The organism is Acinetobacter albensis (assembly GCF_900095025.1).
GTDB classification, from domain to species: domain Bacteria; phylum Pseudomonadota; class Gammaproteobacteria; order Pseudomonadales; family Moraxellaceae; genus Acinetobacter; species Acinetobacter albensis.
Window position 1 is genome coordinate 78,080 of record NZ_FMBK01000015.1, and the last position, 17,535, is coordinate 95,614.

General features: G+C 34.7%; 14 protein-coding genes and 1 pseudogene. 6 read left to right on the top strand and 9 right to left on the bottom strand.

Annotated features, from left to right (window positions below; genetic code table 11):
* Window positions 1–88: 88 nt before the first annotated feature.
* From GA0116959_RS12640 to GA0116959_RS12655, 4 genes are all read left to right on the top strand, one after another.
* Complete coding sequence (locus GA0116959_RS12640; RefSeq protein WP_244878598.1) at window positions 89–1,270, top strand: carbohydrate porin; 1,182 nt, start codon at window positions 89–91, stop codon at window positions 1,268–1,270.
* Between the two features lie 165 nt (window positions 1,271–1,435).
* The gene (locus GA0116959_RS12645) at window positions 1,436–3,838 is read left to right on the top strand and encodes a glucose/quinate/shikimate family membrane-bound PQQ-dependent dehydrogenase (RefSeq protein ID WP_092720976.1); all 2,403 of its coding nucleotides are present in this window, start codon (window positions 1,436–1,438) and stop codon (window positions 3,836–3,838) included.
* Window positions 3,839–4,163: 325 nt separating this feature from the next.
* A complete protein-coding gene (locus GA0116959_RS12650; RefSeq protein ID WP_053578599.1) occupies window positions 4,164–5,807 on the top strand; it encodes a nitrite/sulfite reductase in 1,644 nt (547 codons plus the stop codon).
* Window positions 5,800–6,285, top strand: a complete 486-nt coding sequence (locus GA0116959_RS12655; RefSeq protein WP_092720977.1) for a DUF934 domain-containing protein — start codon at window positions 5,800–5,802, stop codon at window positions 6,283–6,285. Before GA0116959_RS12650 ends, GA0116959_RS12655 begins: the two co-directional genes overlap by 8 nt.
* Before the next feature lie 65 nt (window positions 6,286–6,350).
* Here the strand turns inward: GA0116959_RS12655 and GA0116959_RS12660 are convergent, their stop codons facing one another.
* From GA0116959_RS12660 to GA0116959_RS12670, 3 genes are all read right to left on the bottom strand, one after another.
* The gene (locus GA0116959_RS12660) at window positions 6,351–6,797 is read right to left on the bottom strand and encodes a VOC family protein (protein ID WP_092720978.1); all 447 of its coding nucleotides are present in this window, start codon (window positions 6,795–6,797) and stop codon (window positions 6,351–6,353) included.
* A 135-nt stretch (window positions 6,798–6,932) separates the two neighbouring features.
* A complete protein-coding gene (locus tag GA0116959_RS12665) occupies window positions 6,933–8,108 on the bottom strand; it encodes a thiolase family protein (protein ID WP_092720979.1) in 1,176 nt (391 codons plus the stop codon).
* A gap of 115 nt (window positions 8,109–8,223) precedes the next feature.
* Window positions 8,224–8,745 (bottom strand): GspH/FimT family pseudopilin, encoded by a 522-nt coding sequence (locus GA0116959_RS12670; protein ID WP_092720980.1) that lies wholly within the window; start codon window positions 8,743–8,745, stop codon window positions 8,224–8,226.
* 371 nt (window positions 8,746–9,116) lie between these two features.
* On the opposite strand from GA0116959_RS12670, the gene omp38 reads away from it, so the two are divergent.
* Both omp38 and lysM read left to right on the top strand, forming a co-directional pair.
* The gene (gene omp38 / locus GA0116959_RS12675; RefSeq protein WP_053578594.1) at window positions 9,117–10,163 is read left to right on the top strand and encodes an outer membrane protein Omp38; all 1,047 of its coding nucleotides are present in this window, start codon (window positions 9,117–9,119) and stop codon (window positions 10,161–10,163) included.
* 342 nt (window positions 10,164–10,505) lie between these two features.
* On the top strand, window positions 10,506–10,979 hold the full coding sequence (gene lysM / locus GA0116959_RS12680; RefSeq protein ID WP_092720981.1) for a peptidoglycan-binding protein LysM: 474 nt from the start codon (window positions 10,506–10,508) through the stop codon (window positions 10,977–10,979).
* Window positions 10,980–11,368: 389 nt separating this feature from the next.
* On the opposite strand, the gene GA0116959_RS12685 is transcribed toward lysM, so the two are convergent.
* The 6 genes and pseudogenes from GA0116959_RS12685 to GA0116959_RS14365 all read right to left on the bottom strand — a co-directional run.
* Window positions 11,369–13,297: a TniQ family protein gene (locus tag GA0116959_RS12685; protein WP_092720982.1), complete on the bottom strand. Its 1,929-nt coding sequence runs from the start codon at window positions 13,295–13,297 to the stop codon at window positions 11,369–11,371.
* Between the two features lie 11 nt (window positions 13,298–13,308).
* The gene (locus tag GA0116959_RS12690) at window positions 13,309–14,265 is read right to left on the bottom strand and encodes a TniB family NTP-binding protein (RefSeq protein WP_092720989.1); all 957 of its coding nucleotides are present in this window, start codon (window positions 14,263–14,265) and stop codon (window positions 13,309–13,311) included.
* Window positions 14,255–16,114: a DDE-type integrase/transposase/recombinase gene (locus GA0116959_RS12695; RefSeq protein WP_092720983.1), complete on the bottom strand. Its 1,860-nt coding sequence runs from the start codon at window positions 16,112–16,114 to the stop codon at window positions 14,255–14,257. The genes GA0116959_RS12690 and GA0116959_RS12695 overlap by 11 nt, the downstream gene beginning before the upstream one ends.
* Window positions 16,115–16,123: 9 nt before the next feature.
* Entirely contained in the window at window positions 16,124–16,807 is a 684-nt protein-coding gene (locus GA0116959_RS12700; protein ID WP_092720984.1) for a TnsA endonuclease N-terminal domain-containing protein, read from the bottom strand.
* 168 nt (window positions 16,808–16,975) lie between these two features.
* Window positions 16,976–17,167 (bottom strand): helix-turn-helix domain-containing protein, encoded by a 192-nt coding sequence (locus GA0116959_RS12705; RefSeq protein WP_092720985.1) that lies wholly within the window; start codon window positions 17,165–17,167, stop codon window positions 16,976–16,978.
* Between the two features lie 129 nt (window positions 17,168–17,296).
* Window positions 17,297–17,535: pseudogene (locus tag GA0116959_RS14365) on the bottom strand (hypothetical protein); the annotation flags it as partial.

The following is a 17,535-nucleotide window of genomic DNA, read 5'->3' on the forward strand; positions in this document are numbered from 1 at the left end:
TTACAAAATTTTATATAGAGTACTTATTGTGAAGAAATTAAGTAGTACTTTAGGGTTTGCTTTATCTTTAGGGTTATTCAGTGTTGCTGTGCCAAGTGTTCACGCTGCTGAAATGTTCAATTCACAAAGTCCATGGATGCTGGGCGATTGGAATGGTAAACGAACTGCATTACAGCAACAAGGTTATGATTTTAGTTTCAGTTATACAGGTGAAATGGCGACCTTATTGGATGCAAAATCTGCTTCTGATCATGGTACAGAGTATGCTGACCAATTTGCAGTCGGAGCACACTTCGATTTAAATAAAATTTTAGGTTGGCAATATACTGAAGCACAAATTAATATTACACAGCGAAATGGCCGTTCCCTGTCACAAACGTCAGATGTACTTAATGGACATTTAAGCTCGACCCAAGAAGTATGGGGGCGTGGGCAAACATGGCGCTTAACTGATTTTTGGATTAAAAAACAATTTTTTGATCAAAAGTTAGATATTAAAGTAGGGCGCTTTGGTGAAGGTGAAGATTTCAACAGCTTTGACTGTGATTTTCAAAATCTAGCACTTTGCGGTTCTCAAGTAGGAAATTGGGTCGGTGACCAATGGTATAATTGGCCAGTGAGCCAATGGGCAGTTCGAGCCAAATATCAACTACGTCCAGATCTTTATACCCAAGTCGGTGTATATGAATATAACCCTGAAAATTTAAAGCGGAGTCAAGGTTTTAATCTCAGTACTGATGGTTCTGAGGGTGCAATCATTCCAGCTGAAATAGTTTGGACACCCAAATTGGGTTTAGATCAGCTTTCTGGTGAATACCGTCTTGGCTACTATTACAGTACGGCTGATGCTCTAGACATTAATACAATTTCACAAACCTCTCACAAACATGGGATGTGGGTAGTCGCGAAACAGCAACTTACTACTCATCAAGGTGATGCAAAGCGTGGATTGACTGGTTTTGTGAATTTAACAGTTCATGATTCAAACACCAATCAAGTCGGCAATATGCAAAATATTGGATTAGCCTATACAGGTTTGATGGATACTCGTCCTCAGGATCAATTGGCTTTTGGGGTTGCACGTATTCGTATGAATGATGATCTGAACGATGGTCGTCGTGAAGAATATGATGCAGAAGTGTATTACGGTTTACATGCCAACAACTGGCTGACTATACGTCCAAATATTCAATATATTCGTCATGTAGGCGCTTATAAAGACGGCGAAAACGTGTGGGTAGGTGGGATTAAATTACAAACAGTGTTCTAGTTTCTAGATGATAAATATTTGAATGAATTCACTCAATAAAAGTGGCAGATATGCCCTTTTTATTGAGATTCACTGAGATATTTAATATCTAAAAACTCATATAAGGCACCTATAGTTTTTAAAGCTATGGGTTTTTCAAAAGAATTTTAGAAATAGGTGGTTCATATGCGTACTCCATCTTCAGGTTCAGGATTAAAAACCATTACAGTGATCGTCGCTGTAATTTTTGGTTTAGTTCTACTGATTGGGGGAATTTGGCTTGCAGTACTGGGTGGCTCTTGGTACTACATTATTGCAGGTCTATTCTTCATCGCTACTGCGGTTTTATTGCAAAAGTTACAAAGTTCGGCGCTGATTGTCTATGCTGTATTTGTGTTAGGTACAGTTATTTGGGGGCTTTGGGAAGTTGGATCAGACTTTTTTGCTTTAGCACCACGTTTAGATATTTTAGGCTTATTTGGTCTTTGGTTGCTTATTCCTGCAGTGACCCGTGGTTTTGTGAAAAGCAAAACTGCAAAGATGGTTCTAACAGGTTCATTGGCAATCACCATTGCTGTCATGATTTATTCTATTTTTAATGATCCTCAGGAAATTCGTGGCACATTAACCACGAAACAACCCGATACTACACAGGCTATTCCTGGTGTCGCGAATGAAGACTGGCCTGCATATGGTCGTACCCAATCGGGTTTGCGTTATTCCCCATTAACTCAAATTAATGCGGAAAATGTTAAAAACCTTGAAGTGGCTTGGACTTATCATACAGGTGAGATGAAAACAGAAAATGATTCTGGTGAAACCACCAATCAGGTTACTCCGATTAAAGTCGGTAACAACATGTATATCTGTACCACTCACCAGCGTTTGATTGCACTTGATCCAGCCACAGGTAAAGAAAAATGGAGTTTTGACCCAAAACTTAAAGCGGACAATACGTTCCAGCATTTAACTTGTCGTGGGGTATCTTATTATGATGCCAACAATACTGTGGGTTTCGAAGCGAGTTTACAAAATGTGAAATCATCTTCTGCACAATGTCCACGTAAAGTGATTTTGCCTGTCAATGATGGACGTTTGGTCGCGATTAATGCAGACAATGGTCAGCGTTGTACCGATTTTGGTAAAAATGGTGAAGTCGATCTTCAAAAAGATATGCCATTCCCATATCCGGGCGGTTATGTTCCAACATCACCACCAATCGTCACAGGAACTACGATTATTATTGGCGGCTCAACCACCGATAACTATTCGACTGAAGAACCATCAGGCGTGATTCGTGGTTATGATGTCAATACAGGCGAATTGCTTTGGGTATTCGACACGGGTGCAGAAGATCCGAACTTGATTCCAGCACCGGGTCAAAAATATGTTCAAAATTCACCGAATGCATGGGCACCCTTGGCCTATGATGCGAAATTGGATATTGTGTATGTGCCAACAGGTGTGGGTACGCCAGATATTTGGGGTGGTAACCGGACTGAGTTGAGCGAGCGCTATGCAAACTCGATGCTTGCTTTGAATGCTTCTACAGGCGAATTAATTTGGGATTTCCAAACCACACATCATGATTTGTGGGATATGGATGTGCCTTCACAACCGACCTTGACTGATATTAAAGACAAAACAGGTAAAATGGTGCCTGCTATTTATGTGTTGACCAAAACAGGGAATGCTTTTGTTTTGGATAGACGTACTGGTGAAGCGATTGTACCGATTACCGAGAAACCTGTTCCACAGACGGTAAAACTGGGTCCACAAACCAAAGGTGAACGTTATTCAGCAACGCAGCCGTTCTCTGATTTTGATTTGGCACCAAAAGAGAAATTAACGGATAAACAAATGTGGGGCGCAACCATGTTTGACCAATTGATTTGCCGAGTGTCATTCCATAAGTTGAATTACGATGGCATTTATACGCCACCATCTGAAAATGGCACCTTGGTATTCCCTGGTAATTTAGGGGTATTTGAGTGGGGTGGTATGTCTGTCAATCCAGATCGTCAAATTGCGGTCATGAATCCGATTGGCTTGCCATTTGTCACTAAACTTATTCCTTCAGATCCAAATCGTCAACAAACCGCGAAAGGTGCAGGGACAGAGCAAGGTATTCAACCTATGTATGGTGTACCTTATGGCGTAGAAATCAGTGCATTTCTTTCTCCATTTGGTTTGCCGTGTAAACAACCTGCTTGGGGCTATGTAGCGGGTGTGGATTTAAATACGCATGAAGTTGCATGGAAACGTCGTATTGGTACCATCCGTGACAGTATGCCAGGCATTCCTTTGCCACCTTTTAAAATGGGTGTGCCAATGCTGGGTGGTTCGATTTCGACAGCGGGTAATGTGATGTTTGTTGGTGGTACGCAGGATAATTATATTCGTGCCATTAATGTGACCAATGGTGATGAGTTATGGAAAGGTCGTTTACCTGCTGGTGGACAAGCAACGCCTATGACTTATGAAAGCAATGGTAAGCAATATGTTGTGATTATGGCAGGTGGTCACGGTTCATTTGGAACCAAAATGGGTGATGCACTCGTGGCTTATGCCTTACCTGATCAAAAATAATTGAAGTACTTAAATAGAAAAGCCTGATTCGTCAGGCTTTTTTTATATCAGCTGATTTTCAAAAATATGCTTAAAATGTTTTAAATCCGCATTTTTGAGTTACGGCTCAATAAATTATGTTTATATGATAAATAATGATAAGCAAATGAAAATAATATTGCTTTCACTGAAAGTGGCTGATTTGAACTGTTTATCTTTAACTGTAAAGGGTTTTTGCTAGCCTTATCAATAAAACCGCTATTAAATATGTAAAAAACGCATTTCGTTGATAGGTTAAATCTGGTTATGCTGTGAGCCGTTATAATGAAACTACTAGCTGTCCGCCATGTATTTATATACTGATTTTGATCAGCAACTCATCAATGAACGTGTTGCTCAATTCCGTGACCAAACAGAACGTTATTTAGCGGGTAAATTGACGGAAGAAGAATATCGTCCATTACGTCTGCAAAACGGGTTATATATTCAGCGTTATGCGCCTATGCTTCGTATTGCTGTGCCTTATGGACTGATGAATGCTCATCAGCTTCGCAAAATTGCACAGTTAGCACAAGATTATGACCGTGGTTATGCACATGTTTCAACCCGTCAAAATATTCAATTTAACTGGTCAGCTTTAGAAAATGTACCAGATATGTTGGCAGAACTTGCAACTGTTCAAATGCATGCGATTCAAACATCGGGTAACTGTATTCGTAATACTACAACTGACCAATATGCGGGTGTGGTTGCAGGTGAAGTTGCGGATCCGCGTCCAACTTGTGAATTGATCCGTCAGTGGTCAACCTTTCATCCAGAGTTTGCTTTTTTACCGCGTAAATTTAAAATCGCGGTCTCTGCATTGGCTGAAACTGATCGTGCCGCAGTTTCATTTCATGATATTGGTGTCTATATCGTGAAAAATGACGCAGGTGAAATTGGTTATAAAATTAAAGTGGGTGGTGGTTTAGGTCGTACCCCAGTGATTGGTAGCTTTATTCGTGATTTCTTGCCACGTGAAGATTTAATTGCTTACTTAGAAGCTGTACTACGTGTGTATAACCTACATGGGCGCCGTGATAATAAATATAAAGCACGAATCAAAATTTTAGTAAAAGCTTTAACGCCAGCAGTATTTGCTGAAAAAGTAGAAGCTGAATTTGCCCATACGATTCAGACTTTAAAAATTCAGCCTGAAATCTTGAAAAAATTGGATGAAGAATTTACGCCCTTTGATTATCAAGCTTATGCTGATGAAGATTTCACTGAACAGTTTGCGGCTAATCCTAAATTCAAACAGTGGTTCAATATCAACACCAATCCGCATAAGGTGACAGGCTACCGCATTGTGACTATTTCCCTGAAACGTGCGGGTATTGCACCAGGTGATATGACTGTTGAAGAAATGAACCTGATTGCAGATTTAGCAGATCAGTATACTTTTGGTGAACTTCGTACCACACATGAACAAAATATTTCATTGGTTGATGTGCCGCAAAAAGACTTATTTGAATTATGGACAATTCTTGAAAAAAATAACCTTGCCCGTGCACATATTGGTTTTATCACCGATATTATTTGTTGCCCAGGGGGTGATTTCTGTTCATTGGCAAATGCGAAATCAATTCCCATTTCAGAAGCCATTTCACGTCGTTTTGATGACCTAGATACTGTATATAACTTGGGTCATTTAGATCTGAATATTTCAGGATGTATGAACGCCTGCGGTCACCACCATGTCGGTAATATTGGTATTTTGGGTGTCGATAAAAAAGGTGCTGAATTCTACCAAATTACTTTAGGTGGTCATGCCGACCATGATGCATCAATTGGTGATATTTTAGGGCCATCATTTGCAGCCGATCGTGTGCCTGATGTGGTTGAAGAGATTTTAAATACTTATTTAGACCTTCGAAACGAGGGTGAAGAATTTATTGAAACGTATCGCCGTGTCGGCATTCAACCTTTTAAGGAGCGTGCATATGCTTAATACCGCATTACAAGTGCTCTCTAAAGAAGGCACAATTACAGACAACACTTATCAGTTAATTGCTGAAGATGGGATTTTGCCACAAGGTGATGTTGTTTTAACAACAGCTCAATTGGATCAATTGGAAAATGTCCAAGGCAAAAAAGCCTTATACATTACTGTGGATGATTCGCCTGAAGTGAATGAATTTCCACTTGATCAATTTGATACTATCTTGATTGAGTTTGCGGGCTTTAACGATGGACGTGGTTATTCATTTGCAGCACTTTTACGCCGTCAAGGATATCAAGGAGAGCTTCGTGCGACAGGCGATATTTTTAAAGATGTCTTAAATTATTTGAAGCGTTCTGGCTTTGATAGTTTTGTGGTGAAAGAAGGTAAAGATATTGTTGAAGCTGCTGCGGGTTTAAATGATTTTAAACATCCTTATCAAGCATCAACTGCAGTTACTCAAGCGAGTTATCAAACAGGGGCTTAAGTACCTTTAAGTCGAACATAAAAAAGCCGTCTGGATGTCGGCTTTTTTATTTTTAAAAGAAAATATTACATGTCTTCTAGTTGGCAATTCACCATCCATTTCACTCCAAATTGGTCGGTAAAAGCACCATATAGCGCACCCCAAAAAGCCTTTTCCAGAGGCATTTCGACTTGACCGTGAATAGATAAAGCATTGAATAAGCGTTGTGCTTCTGCTTGCTCACTGGCATCTAAATTAATCGAAATATAGTGATTAGTGCCTTTGGTAAAGACAGTATTTACTGCACAGAATTGTTCATGAATATCAGAAGCCATCAGTACCGTATATTCATTAATCGGCAATGATACATGGAGTACGGCATTCTTTTCGGTTTCAGAAAGATGGACACCTTCCTCAGGTGGTAGATCGCCATAACGCGTGATGACGGAAAATTCTCCACCAAACACTGATTTATAAAAAGTGAAAGCAGCTTCGGCTTCACCTTGAAAATTAAGATAGTGATTGAGTTGCATGTCTAATTATCCATTTTATTGTTTTTTGAGTGTTCCAATTTAACAGGCTCAGACTGAAACCTTAATAAAAAAATGTAAAGATAAAAAATCCCTCTATTTGAGAGGGATTTTTTATCTTGTTCTACAACAAGCGATTTAAAGGATTTCGATTGCTACAGCAGTCGCTTCACCACCACCAATACACAAAGCAGCAATCCCTTTTTTGCCGCCTGTACGTTTTAAAGCATGGATCAAGGTTAAGATAATACGTGAACCTGTTGAACCGACTGGGTGACCTAATGCGCAAGCACCACCGTTAATATTGACTTTGGCTGGATCAAGTTTGAAGTCATCGATTGGGCACATGGTGACCATGGCAAATGCTTCATTGATTTCCCAAAGATCAACCTCTTGTGCGTTCCAACCGGTTTTGCTTAGAACTTTTTCAATTGCACCTACAGGGGCAATGGTAAATTCTGAAGGGTGTTGTGAGTTTGATGCATAAGCCAAAATTTTTGCTAATGGCTTTAAGCCTTTTGCTGTCGCATTTTCAGCAGAAGTTAAGACTAAAGCAGATGCACCATCTGAAATAGAGCTAGCATTGGCTGCTGTAATCGTGCCATCTTTAGCAAAAGCTGGGCGTAAAGATGGAATTTTTGCAATATTCGCATTGAAAGGCTGTTCATCTTTATCAACAACCACATCACCTTTGCGTGTTGAAATAGTCACAGGAACAATTTCATTTGCAAAATAACCTTCATTCACTGCAGTTTGAGCACGTTCTAATGAACGAATTGCAAATGCATCCATCTGCTCACGTGTATAACCACGTGTATTTGCCATGTCTTGGGCAAAAGAACCCATTAAACGACCTGTTTCAGCATCTTCTAATCCATCAAGAAACATATGGTCTTTAATTTCGCCATGACCCATACGAAAACCACCACGTGCTTTAGGCAAAACATAAGGTGCGTTGGTCATTGATTCCATGCCGCCTGCAACTACAATTTCAGCAGAACCCGCTTTAATCATATCAGCAGCTTGCATCACTGCTTTCATGCCTGAACCACAAAGTTTATTAATGGTGACTGCACCTGTTGAATCAGGCAAGCCTGCTTGACGCATTGCTTGACGAGCAGGACCTTGTTTTAATCCAGCAGGAAGCACACAACCCATAATAACTTCATGAACATCTGTAGGTTGTAATCCTGAGCGTGCGATAGCTTCTTTAATAGAGGCTGCACCAAGTTCAGGTGCTGTGACATTGGCTAAGCTTCCTTGAAAACCGCCCATTGCTGTACGTGCACCATTTACAATTACGATGTCTGTCATTGTTATATCTCCGTGATTGACTTTTCTAGTGGATTATTTTTCCAACTTAAGCAGTATATTGAAAAATCCACAGGAATAAAGGCTGATTGTTCTTCAGCTTTGGACTGATGGGTTCTTAGCAATTCACTGAATGTTCAACACGGATATGTCCCATACGGCTCAATACAACCTTAGAGTGAGTGACTTGATCGCTAGAACAATAATAAAAGCTGCCATTTGAACCATTCGGCAGACCATTACTTGCTTGAAAGGTTAGACTTGGGATACTTAAAGTTCCTCGCCAATCAAGATTGCCATATTTCAAATTTATGGCACGTGTGAAAATAATTTTTTCATCTACATCGACTTGTCTATTTTTATTGATATCCATAAAACCAAGGTAGCCTGAGTTCCAGCTATTGGCTTGGCAATTTAAACCATCTGCACTTGGACAAATCACCACATTATTATGTTGAATCGCGGCATGATTTTTGGCCATGTGCATACTCATGATCAAATTGTGGGTGGTGCTTTTAATTTCTTGTTTTGCCAGTAATCCATGAAAATGGGGCAGTGCTATCGTTGTAATAATAGCTAAAATAGTGATTGTGACGATAAGTTCAATCAGGGTAAACGCTTTTATTTGTCTAAAAAACATACAAACAGCCTTCTAAGGTATTTATTTTAAGTGGTTTGTGTTATTAATATTTTGTTTTTAATAGTTTTTTTAAGAATACGATTTATTACTTCATTTTTAATAAAACTGTTAAAATAAATTGCAAGTGACAATAAGCTATTCACAACAAAAAATTGAGTAAAAAATTACCGAATTACAACGGAAATTGTAAGTAATTTTGTCAATAATTCACTTGATTAAAATTATCAAGCACTTGGAAAAAATAAAGTGCTTGTATGATTGACAGTGAATAGCTTAAGAATAAAACTGGGGTATAAGAAAGCCTATCTCAGAAATAGTCAAATTTTAGGCTTAAGTTTGAACAACAATTGTTATCTCTGGAGGATAAATCCATGAAAATGAGTCGTATTGCATTGGCAATGCTTGTAGCTGCTCCTTTAGCTGCTGCAAACGCGGGCGTAACTGTTACTCCATTAATGCTTGGTTATACATTCCAAGATTCGCAACACAACAACAGCCGTGGCAACTTAACCAACAGTGGTCAAGAGCTTCAAGACGATTTATTCGTTGGTGCTGCACTTGGTGTTGAATTAACTCCATGGTTAGGTTTTGAAGCTGAATATAACCAAGTTAAGGGTGATTCAGATTTCAATCAAGGCGAATATAAACAAACTCAAATCAATGGTAACTTTTATGCTACTTCTGATTTGATTACTAAAAACTATGACAGCAAAATCAAACCTTACGTATTGCTAGGTGCTGGTCACTATAAGTATGAGCTTGATAGCGCTGCTGGTCGTGATACACGTGGTCTTGAAGAAGAAGGTACTTTAGGTAATGCAGGTCTTGGTGCTTTCTGGCGCTTAAACGATGCTTTATCTTTACGTACAGAAGCTCGTGCTACTTATAACATCGATGAAGATTTCTGGAACTATACAGCTCTAGCTGGTCTTAACGTAGTTCTTGGTGGTCACTTGAAACCAGCTGCTCCTGTAGTTGAAGTTGCTCCAGTTGAACCTGTAGCTCCAGTTCAACCAGCTCCACAAGAGTTGACTGAAGACCTTAACATGGAACTTCGTGTGTTCTTTGATACAAATAAATCAAACATCAAAGATCAATACAAGCCAGAAATTGCTAAAGTTGCTGAAAAGTTAGTTGAATATCCAAACGCTACTGCTCGCATCGAAGGTCATACAGACAACACTGGTCCACGTGCATTGAATGAACGTTTATCTTTGGCTCGTGCTAACTCTGTTAAATCTTCACTTGTAAATGAATACAATGTAGATCCAGCTCGTTTGTCTACTCAAGGTTTTGCTTGGGATCAACCGATTGCTGACAACAAAACTAAAGAAGGCCGTGCTATGAACCGTCGTGTATTCGCGACAATTTCTGGTAGCCGTACAGTTATTGCACAACCTACAGCTCAAGCTCAATAATTTATTATTGAATTGATCGAGAAAAAGCAGCCGTAAGGCTGCTTTTTTTATAAGAAAAAATGATCAGATCATCAATTTTTATTTGCAAAAAATAATTTTAATCAAGCTAATGATGTCTTAAATACTCTTATTTATGACGAATATATAATGATGGATAAGTTTTAAAGTGGGTTAAGAAGAAATTTTCAAATTCGAATATTATATTAATAAATAAAATTACTAAATTTTCAATTACATATAATTACGTTTAATTTACTAAAGACAACCTTTCTCGTCACAAATTTTAGGTATAAAAAAGAGCAGACTTTTTAATTGCACTTATAAAAACTACGGAGAAATATAATGGGTCTTTTTGATTTTGTAAAAGGTATTGGTAAAAAGAATACAGCACCAGCTGAACAGCAAGCCGCTCCAACGACACCAGCAGAACCTTCTGCGCAAGAAATTGCGAATAAGTTGCTGGGTCATATTAAAGCTTTAGGTTTACCTGTAACAGGTTTGTCAGTCACTTATAATGGGGCTTCTGATTTAGCGACTGTAAAAGGACAAGTCCAAACTCAGGCAGATCGTGAAAAAATTATTTTAGCTGTCGGAAATGTTGATCATGTTGCACAAGTTGATGATCAGATGACAGTGGCGACACCAGAACCAGAAAGTAAGTTTTATACTGTTAAGTCTGGTGATAATTTATCTAAAATTTCAAAAGAATTTTATGGTGACAGTAACCAATATAATAAAATTTTTGAAGCAAACCGTCCTTTGTTAAAAAATGCAGATGATATTTTTCCAGGACAAGTCCTTCGAATTCCTGCTTAAACAGTAAGTATTCGCTTAGAGTAATTTTGCTTTTAATGTTTATTTCTAAATGATAAAAATAAGTAATAAAAAACCGACATAGATGTCGGTTTTTTATCGAACGTAAGACGACAAATGAAATTTCATTTTTCAAAGATATATTCAATAGCTTACGTATAAGTACGACTTTTAGAATTTCATTAAACGACATATAAGTTTTCATAAATTATAGAAAACGTCATATAACTTTTCATTTATTGGTTTTTATTAGAGTTCTTACAAAAGTCAAAAAACGATCACTCATTGGTAATAAAATGAGTGTTGAAAGTCACTTTTTTTGGGGGGAGAAGGAGAGGACACTTTCATTGTGATTTCAATACAGCTCAAAAAATGACTTATGCAAAACTCTATTAAAACCCATGTTTTGGTTTGATTGCATAAACGTCAGTTTTTAAAAAAAGTCGAATTTTTTTTGCTTGTCCAAAATGATAAGCTTTGATTAGTCCTTGTGAGTTTAAATTTGTTATATGTTGATGAGGCATACCTAAATATTTGCTTGCTTCAGCTCCTGTGAAGTAGTTTTTTCTTAAATTGTTAATATTGTTTAATTCCGAATGTGAAACATACTTATAGATTTTTAAATCAATAATTTTTAGGTATTTAGTATCAATCCAGTATTTTTTTAACCAATTAGGTGGACAGTCAATAAAAGAAGATATATTTTTAAAATTGATAAATTTGTCACTATTAAGAATATTGTTAACATAATTTATTGACTCTTCATCTATATATAAAGACTGTAGCAAAGACTTTTTATATGATTTCAATATTTTATGCTTAATAAGTTTTTTTACATCGTTAATAGGGATTTTTAGTTTTAAAGAAACTTTGCTTAACTCATTTATATCTAGGTTGTATATATAGGATTTATAACCAAATCTCGTGTCATAATTTTTTATTTCAACGATTTTTTCATGAGTCAAATGCTTTATATCCGCACGTTTAAAAACATCAATTTTAACATCATTAATTAAAGGACCATGTATAGCCTCAATACCGATAGATCTTAGTTTTGCGGTAAGATATTGAGTAAGAACACCCAAATCTTTTGCTAGGCGATGGACAGTTATAAATTCCTGATTAAATTTTAGTAAGTCCTTTTTAGTAATGACAGTATATGATTTATTGTCTTTATGAATAACCTTTTTTATTAAAATTTGATCTGTTGAAAAAAGCTTAGATGTTAATTCATAGTAAATTCCTAGAACTTCGGATGCTTCTTTTAGTGTTAAATATTTTTCTTCTTCTCTTGCATTAATTGGATCAGGATGTAAAACATCTAGCAAGAAGTTATTCACCTTTTTAGCTGAAAATCCGTATTCACCTTTTAAAAATGAAAATTCATCTGCATCTAATTTTGCACGATTAGCATTAATTAGAATAGCTGTTGTTCTTTTTGTTAACACAAAATCATCTTTCAGTGTTTCAAAATCAGAACCGTTAAATGTGTATTTTTTAAATATTTCATTTACAAATTGATGTATTTTAGGATCCATAGACGATAAAAAGTGGACTAACAATAATTTAGGGTGTCCATGAGATTTATTATTATTAATAATTTTAACAAAAATTTCTTCTGCGCTAGATAAATTTGAGAAAAATAAATAAGTTAGTAGTATTGGAGGTTCATCAATAACAAAATTTTTAAAAGTGATATAGGTGGCTTGTATAGCTGATAGAAAAATCTTTATCGATTTCACTAAATTTAAATTGTCAGATGATAATTGATCTAAAAACCATCTGTTTGCTTCAGTTTCATACTTTAATAATTTTTTCGATGTGTCTAAGATAAAAGTCTTCCGACATTTATAGCACTCATCAATTTTTTTACGATTCGCATTAATAGTATGACGGCAATAGTTACATTCGGTTATCAATTTTGTTTGATGAACTATACAACAAGTTAAGTGTTTTAATAACCATTCAGTTCTTAATATACCATTTTCATTGATACACTCAGTGCATAGTTTTGATCCATCTGCACAAAAAAAGTGATAAGAAATCGGCTTTGATTTCCACATACGTTGTGATCTTTTTGTTGGTCCATATATACTTGGAATAATATTGATACTAGATTTACAAATGCCTAATTTTAAAGCTATTTTTTCAAATTTTATTTGGTCACTTAACATACTGTTTAAGCTTTTAGTATGTACTGGAAAGCCATAAGCATTTAAAAATGATGAAAGAGACGTATAACCATTTTTATAAGATGCTCGAAGTAATAGACTCGCAGCAGATTCACTCGGAAGTGGTATAGGTATATATAAAAGTGTCATATTTTATCTAATTAATGAATTGATTTATAGAAACTGAAAAGTTCTTTTTCAGACATATTAAAAGGATTAGTTGTTGATAGACGTACTGAGCTAGTAATATCTGTTTCCCATGCCTTAGCAAAATGCTCAGGAGTTAATACTATAGAATTAGTACTTAATTGAAAAAATAGCGCGCGTTTTATCAGTGACATTAAAAAATCATGATAGCCAGCTGTCGCAATAAATAACATTAATACAAACCTATCCTCTGCTATGTCTTCCGTACAAATTTGCATTTCATTTCGAATAAACTCTTGAACTTGATAGATAAATGGTTTGATATGTGTTCTTTCTGGATCATTATTAATTGTTAATGGGTTTAAATAAAATTGATCTTTATAGCGTCGACTCTGTTGACTATCACGTAAAAATAATTCTACATATTGAGGTAATGAAACAAGGCATATACAGATCTTATTCGCATCACCTAAGGTTTTGATCCAATTCGCAATATTCTCATTACTTGTAGTGTATTTTTTGTGTGATGATTCTGTTGAATATACATGATGAAATTCATCAAAAATTATTAACTTTGTTCTACTAATTTTTAATTTTTGAGCGAGTCTTATATATCTATCAAATGTTGAACCAGTTGAAGGATTAATATCACCTAGTTTCTGCAACATTAGCTTTGTTAAATTATCGATATTCGTCTTTGCTGGTATTTGGATATAAAAAGCAGGTTTTATGACGATTGAATAGCCTTCATTGGAAATAACTTCATCAGTAAAGTTTTCTAGTATTTTATTACATATAGTGGTTTTACCGAGTCCACCTTCAGCGACTAGAAGACAATTAATTGATTTGTTTGGTGAAAATAGAGTTTCTTCCCAACACCTAAAAATACCATCAATAGCATTTTTATACTCTTTATGAGTAATAATACAATAGTCTAACTTTGCTATGGTAGATAAAATATTAGTATTCATAAGAATCCCCATTCAATGATTCATATGAGAATTCATCGAAATTTCCAAACTCTATTTTTTCCGTAATTAATTGATGATTAATTATTTTTTTAGAAGGACTAGCTTCTAAAGGCGTTAAGAATTCTAATGGATCGTGTGAATCCATAAATTTTTTTCGATTAAGTTTATTCTGTTTTTTATAGCTAATAATTAATTTATTTAACGTAATACGTGCTAACACATTTTCAGAAAATGGATAATTTTTTAGATCTTGTTCTTTTATACGTTTTTTTATATTTTGTGCTTCAATGTGATCATCTAGTGTAAGGTTATATGTATATTGTGGATCAGTTGAAATGGCTTCAATTATTTCATTACTTTCATCTGTTCTTACATAGACTTTACTTAGATCTGACTCATTTACGTAAATAGTACTATTCCTTGAATTTTTATTTTCAAGTGTTCTAAGTGCATGAGAATAATAAAATAATTTTTCATATTGAACCTGTCCGTTAGATATCATTCTGAAATATGGGATTCGGCAGATAAAATCTGCATATTCCTCATCTATTACAATCGGACGATATGATTTTATAGCTTCATGGTATTTAGCTATAGGCACACGACTAATTCCAGAATGTAAACTTTTATGATATATATCAATCCAATTTAAAATACATTCTTTAATTTGAGAAAGAGTCAGAGAAGCAAATTTTTTAGATTCATATTCTTCTACACGAAATCTATTCGAGAAAGTTGTGCCATCAATTTTCTGTATAAAGTTATGAGCTAATGTTCTAAAAAAACGCTCTACATATGGTTTATTATCAGGTGTTTTAACTTGTGATGGTTCAAGCGTTATTTGAAGTTCTCTTGCTAGTGCAAAAACTGAATTATTTATAAATTCTGATCCGTTATCAGGAATTACTATATCAGGAACACCAAATGTAGTTACCATATTTTTCATTGCTTGAAGTGTAGTGAATGAGTTTGGCGGAGATTCAGATATATAAAATCCTAAAATAATTCTTGTAAAGATATCTATAGCCACAGTGATCCAAGGTCTACATTTTATTTTTAGAGTTTCATCATCGAGTATGATTAAATCAAGCTGATGAGAATCAATTTCTACTAAATTTAAAAAACCTTCACTAGTTATTTTTTGCCCCGTAGCCTTAGAGTTATTTTGTGCAAAACGAGTTGAGTTTTTAGCTTTATCCTTACTATATTGATCAAAATGAAGTTTTTTTAATCGTTGAATCTGTCTTAAGCTATATAGTTCTTCCTTAGCATATGGCAATTGATTGTCATTTAAATATTGAACCATTTCTCTATTTATATCGTCAGCACTATCCATAAATGAACGCTCAAGCGATTGTTCTAAAGCAATGCTTAATGCTTGATTTATTATTAAAGGCTTACGAGAAGAGAGATTACCTTTTCTTTGGTCAGTCAAACTTCTAATGTCGAAATTACTAGATATATATGCATGAATCCAATTAGAAAGTGTCCTAGTGGTAGGGGGAAATAAATCATTAATATTTTGAGAAATAATAGCTATAGTATTATTTAGATTCGCCTGACTATGAGGTGAATGAGTATTTTCTAAAGCTTGTTTTACGTATCTGTATTTTCTATTTAATACTTCATATTCTTTCGAGCTTTTTAGAGTTTTACTTCTACTAAAAGTAACTGTTATTAAGTTTTTTTTGATAATTTCATCAAAAAAATCTCTGGACCAATCTTTTCTTTTACCTCCAATGACTGATGATATTCCAACTCTATCAAGATAGATTGAGACAATTTCATATTCACTATTTTTGTATATAAATTTCATACCAAAATGAGGTGTTATTAATAAGTCTGTCATAATAAGACCTCAAATATCAATATTTGATTTTATGAATTTATAGAAAACTAGATAACATATTTCATTATATGAATATTTATATTTTGATAAATATTCTAGTAAGAAGGTGAATTTTTTATTTATGCCTTCTGTTAATATTTGTGCTTGAATTATTCTATCTTTATCTATATTAACATTTTTAATATTTTTATAAATTCTTAGAATCGAGTTAACTTCTTTTTTGCTAGGTAATGCTATCTCATCAAATATTTTATAGTTAATGTTAAATGATTTTAAAACTTGTTTAGTTATTTCTAGCTTCTCAATTTTTTCATTCGAAAGAGATTTTAAGTTTGATTTAACCTCATGTACTTCATAGTTATGTAAGTTATTTAAAATTAAAAAATCTGGTATCGCATACATTGATTTTGAAAGCGTGACTTTTAGAGCTTGAGTTCTGTACTTTAGCACGCTCATATCACGCTCTAAGTTTAGTGCATGTGCTAGCTCAAGTTGGCTTTCTAATGAAAAAGCTCCCCCATTTTTATAGCTTGTAAAAATAACTGTACGTTTGTTAAATGAACCGTGATATATATTTCGGATACCCAGAAACTGCCCAGAAATGGTTATTGGTTTTTCAAAAGCCTCTTGTAGTTGGGTTTTTAAGCAATTGGATATATTGAATTTTTTTCTATGGTTTGGTTTAAATCCCATTTTAGAACCTCTAAAATAAATAAATGTATTTATCCTTCGACTGTAATTTTTTGTCGAATCTTGACTAATTAGTGCAATCAAGAGATACTAAAAATACGACTAGTTAGCTTTCTCTTGATTGCAAACGGGTAAAGCGGATTCTATGAATCCGCTTTATTTTTTATTAAGTCATTTTTCTTTCTCCTCTGAAATTAATCCAAGTTCGATAGCAATTCTTTTGCTTTCACCACGTCGTGGTAAGCGATTTGTATTTAGAATTCTGTAAACTAAATCTCTTGAAAAATTATGTTTTAAGCTCCAGTCGGAAATCGTTATTCCGGCTTTCTCAAAATCATCTTTGATTTTCTGATTAGTCTTCATAGTAGTAATAAGAATAATTTGAACATTATCTTAAAATAGTTGTTTTTTTAGATTTTGCAAGAATTTATTATATTGGATTATATTTTTTATTATAGATATAATTAATATTATTAAAACATTTTATTTGTTTTAATAAATACATGATTCTATATTTTTAATAATATTAGATATAATATTTTTCTTGTTATTGATTTTTGTAATAGTATCTTGACTGTTTTTTATATGATTTTTTAGGCAGAAATTTATCTCAGGTAATTGCTGACTAAGTTCTCGAGTTAACTGTATTTCCTGATCTTTTTTCATTATATCTAGTTCTAAAAGTCTTAATTTTTCATTTAAAACTTTTATGGCTTTTTCTTGACAATGAT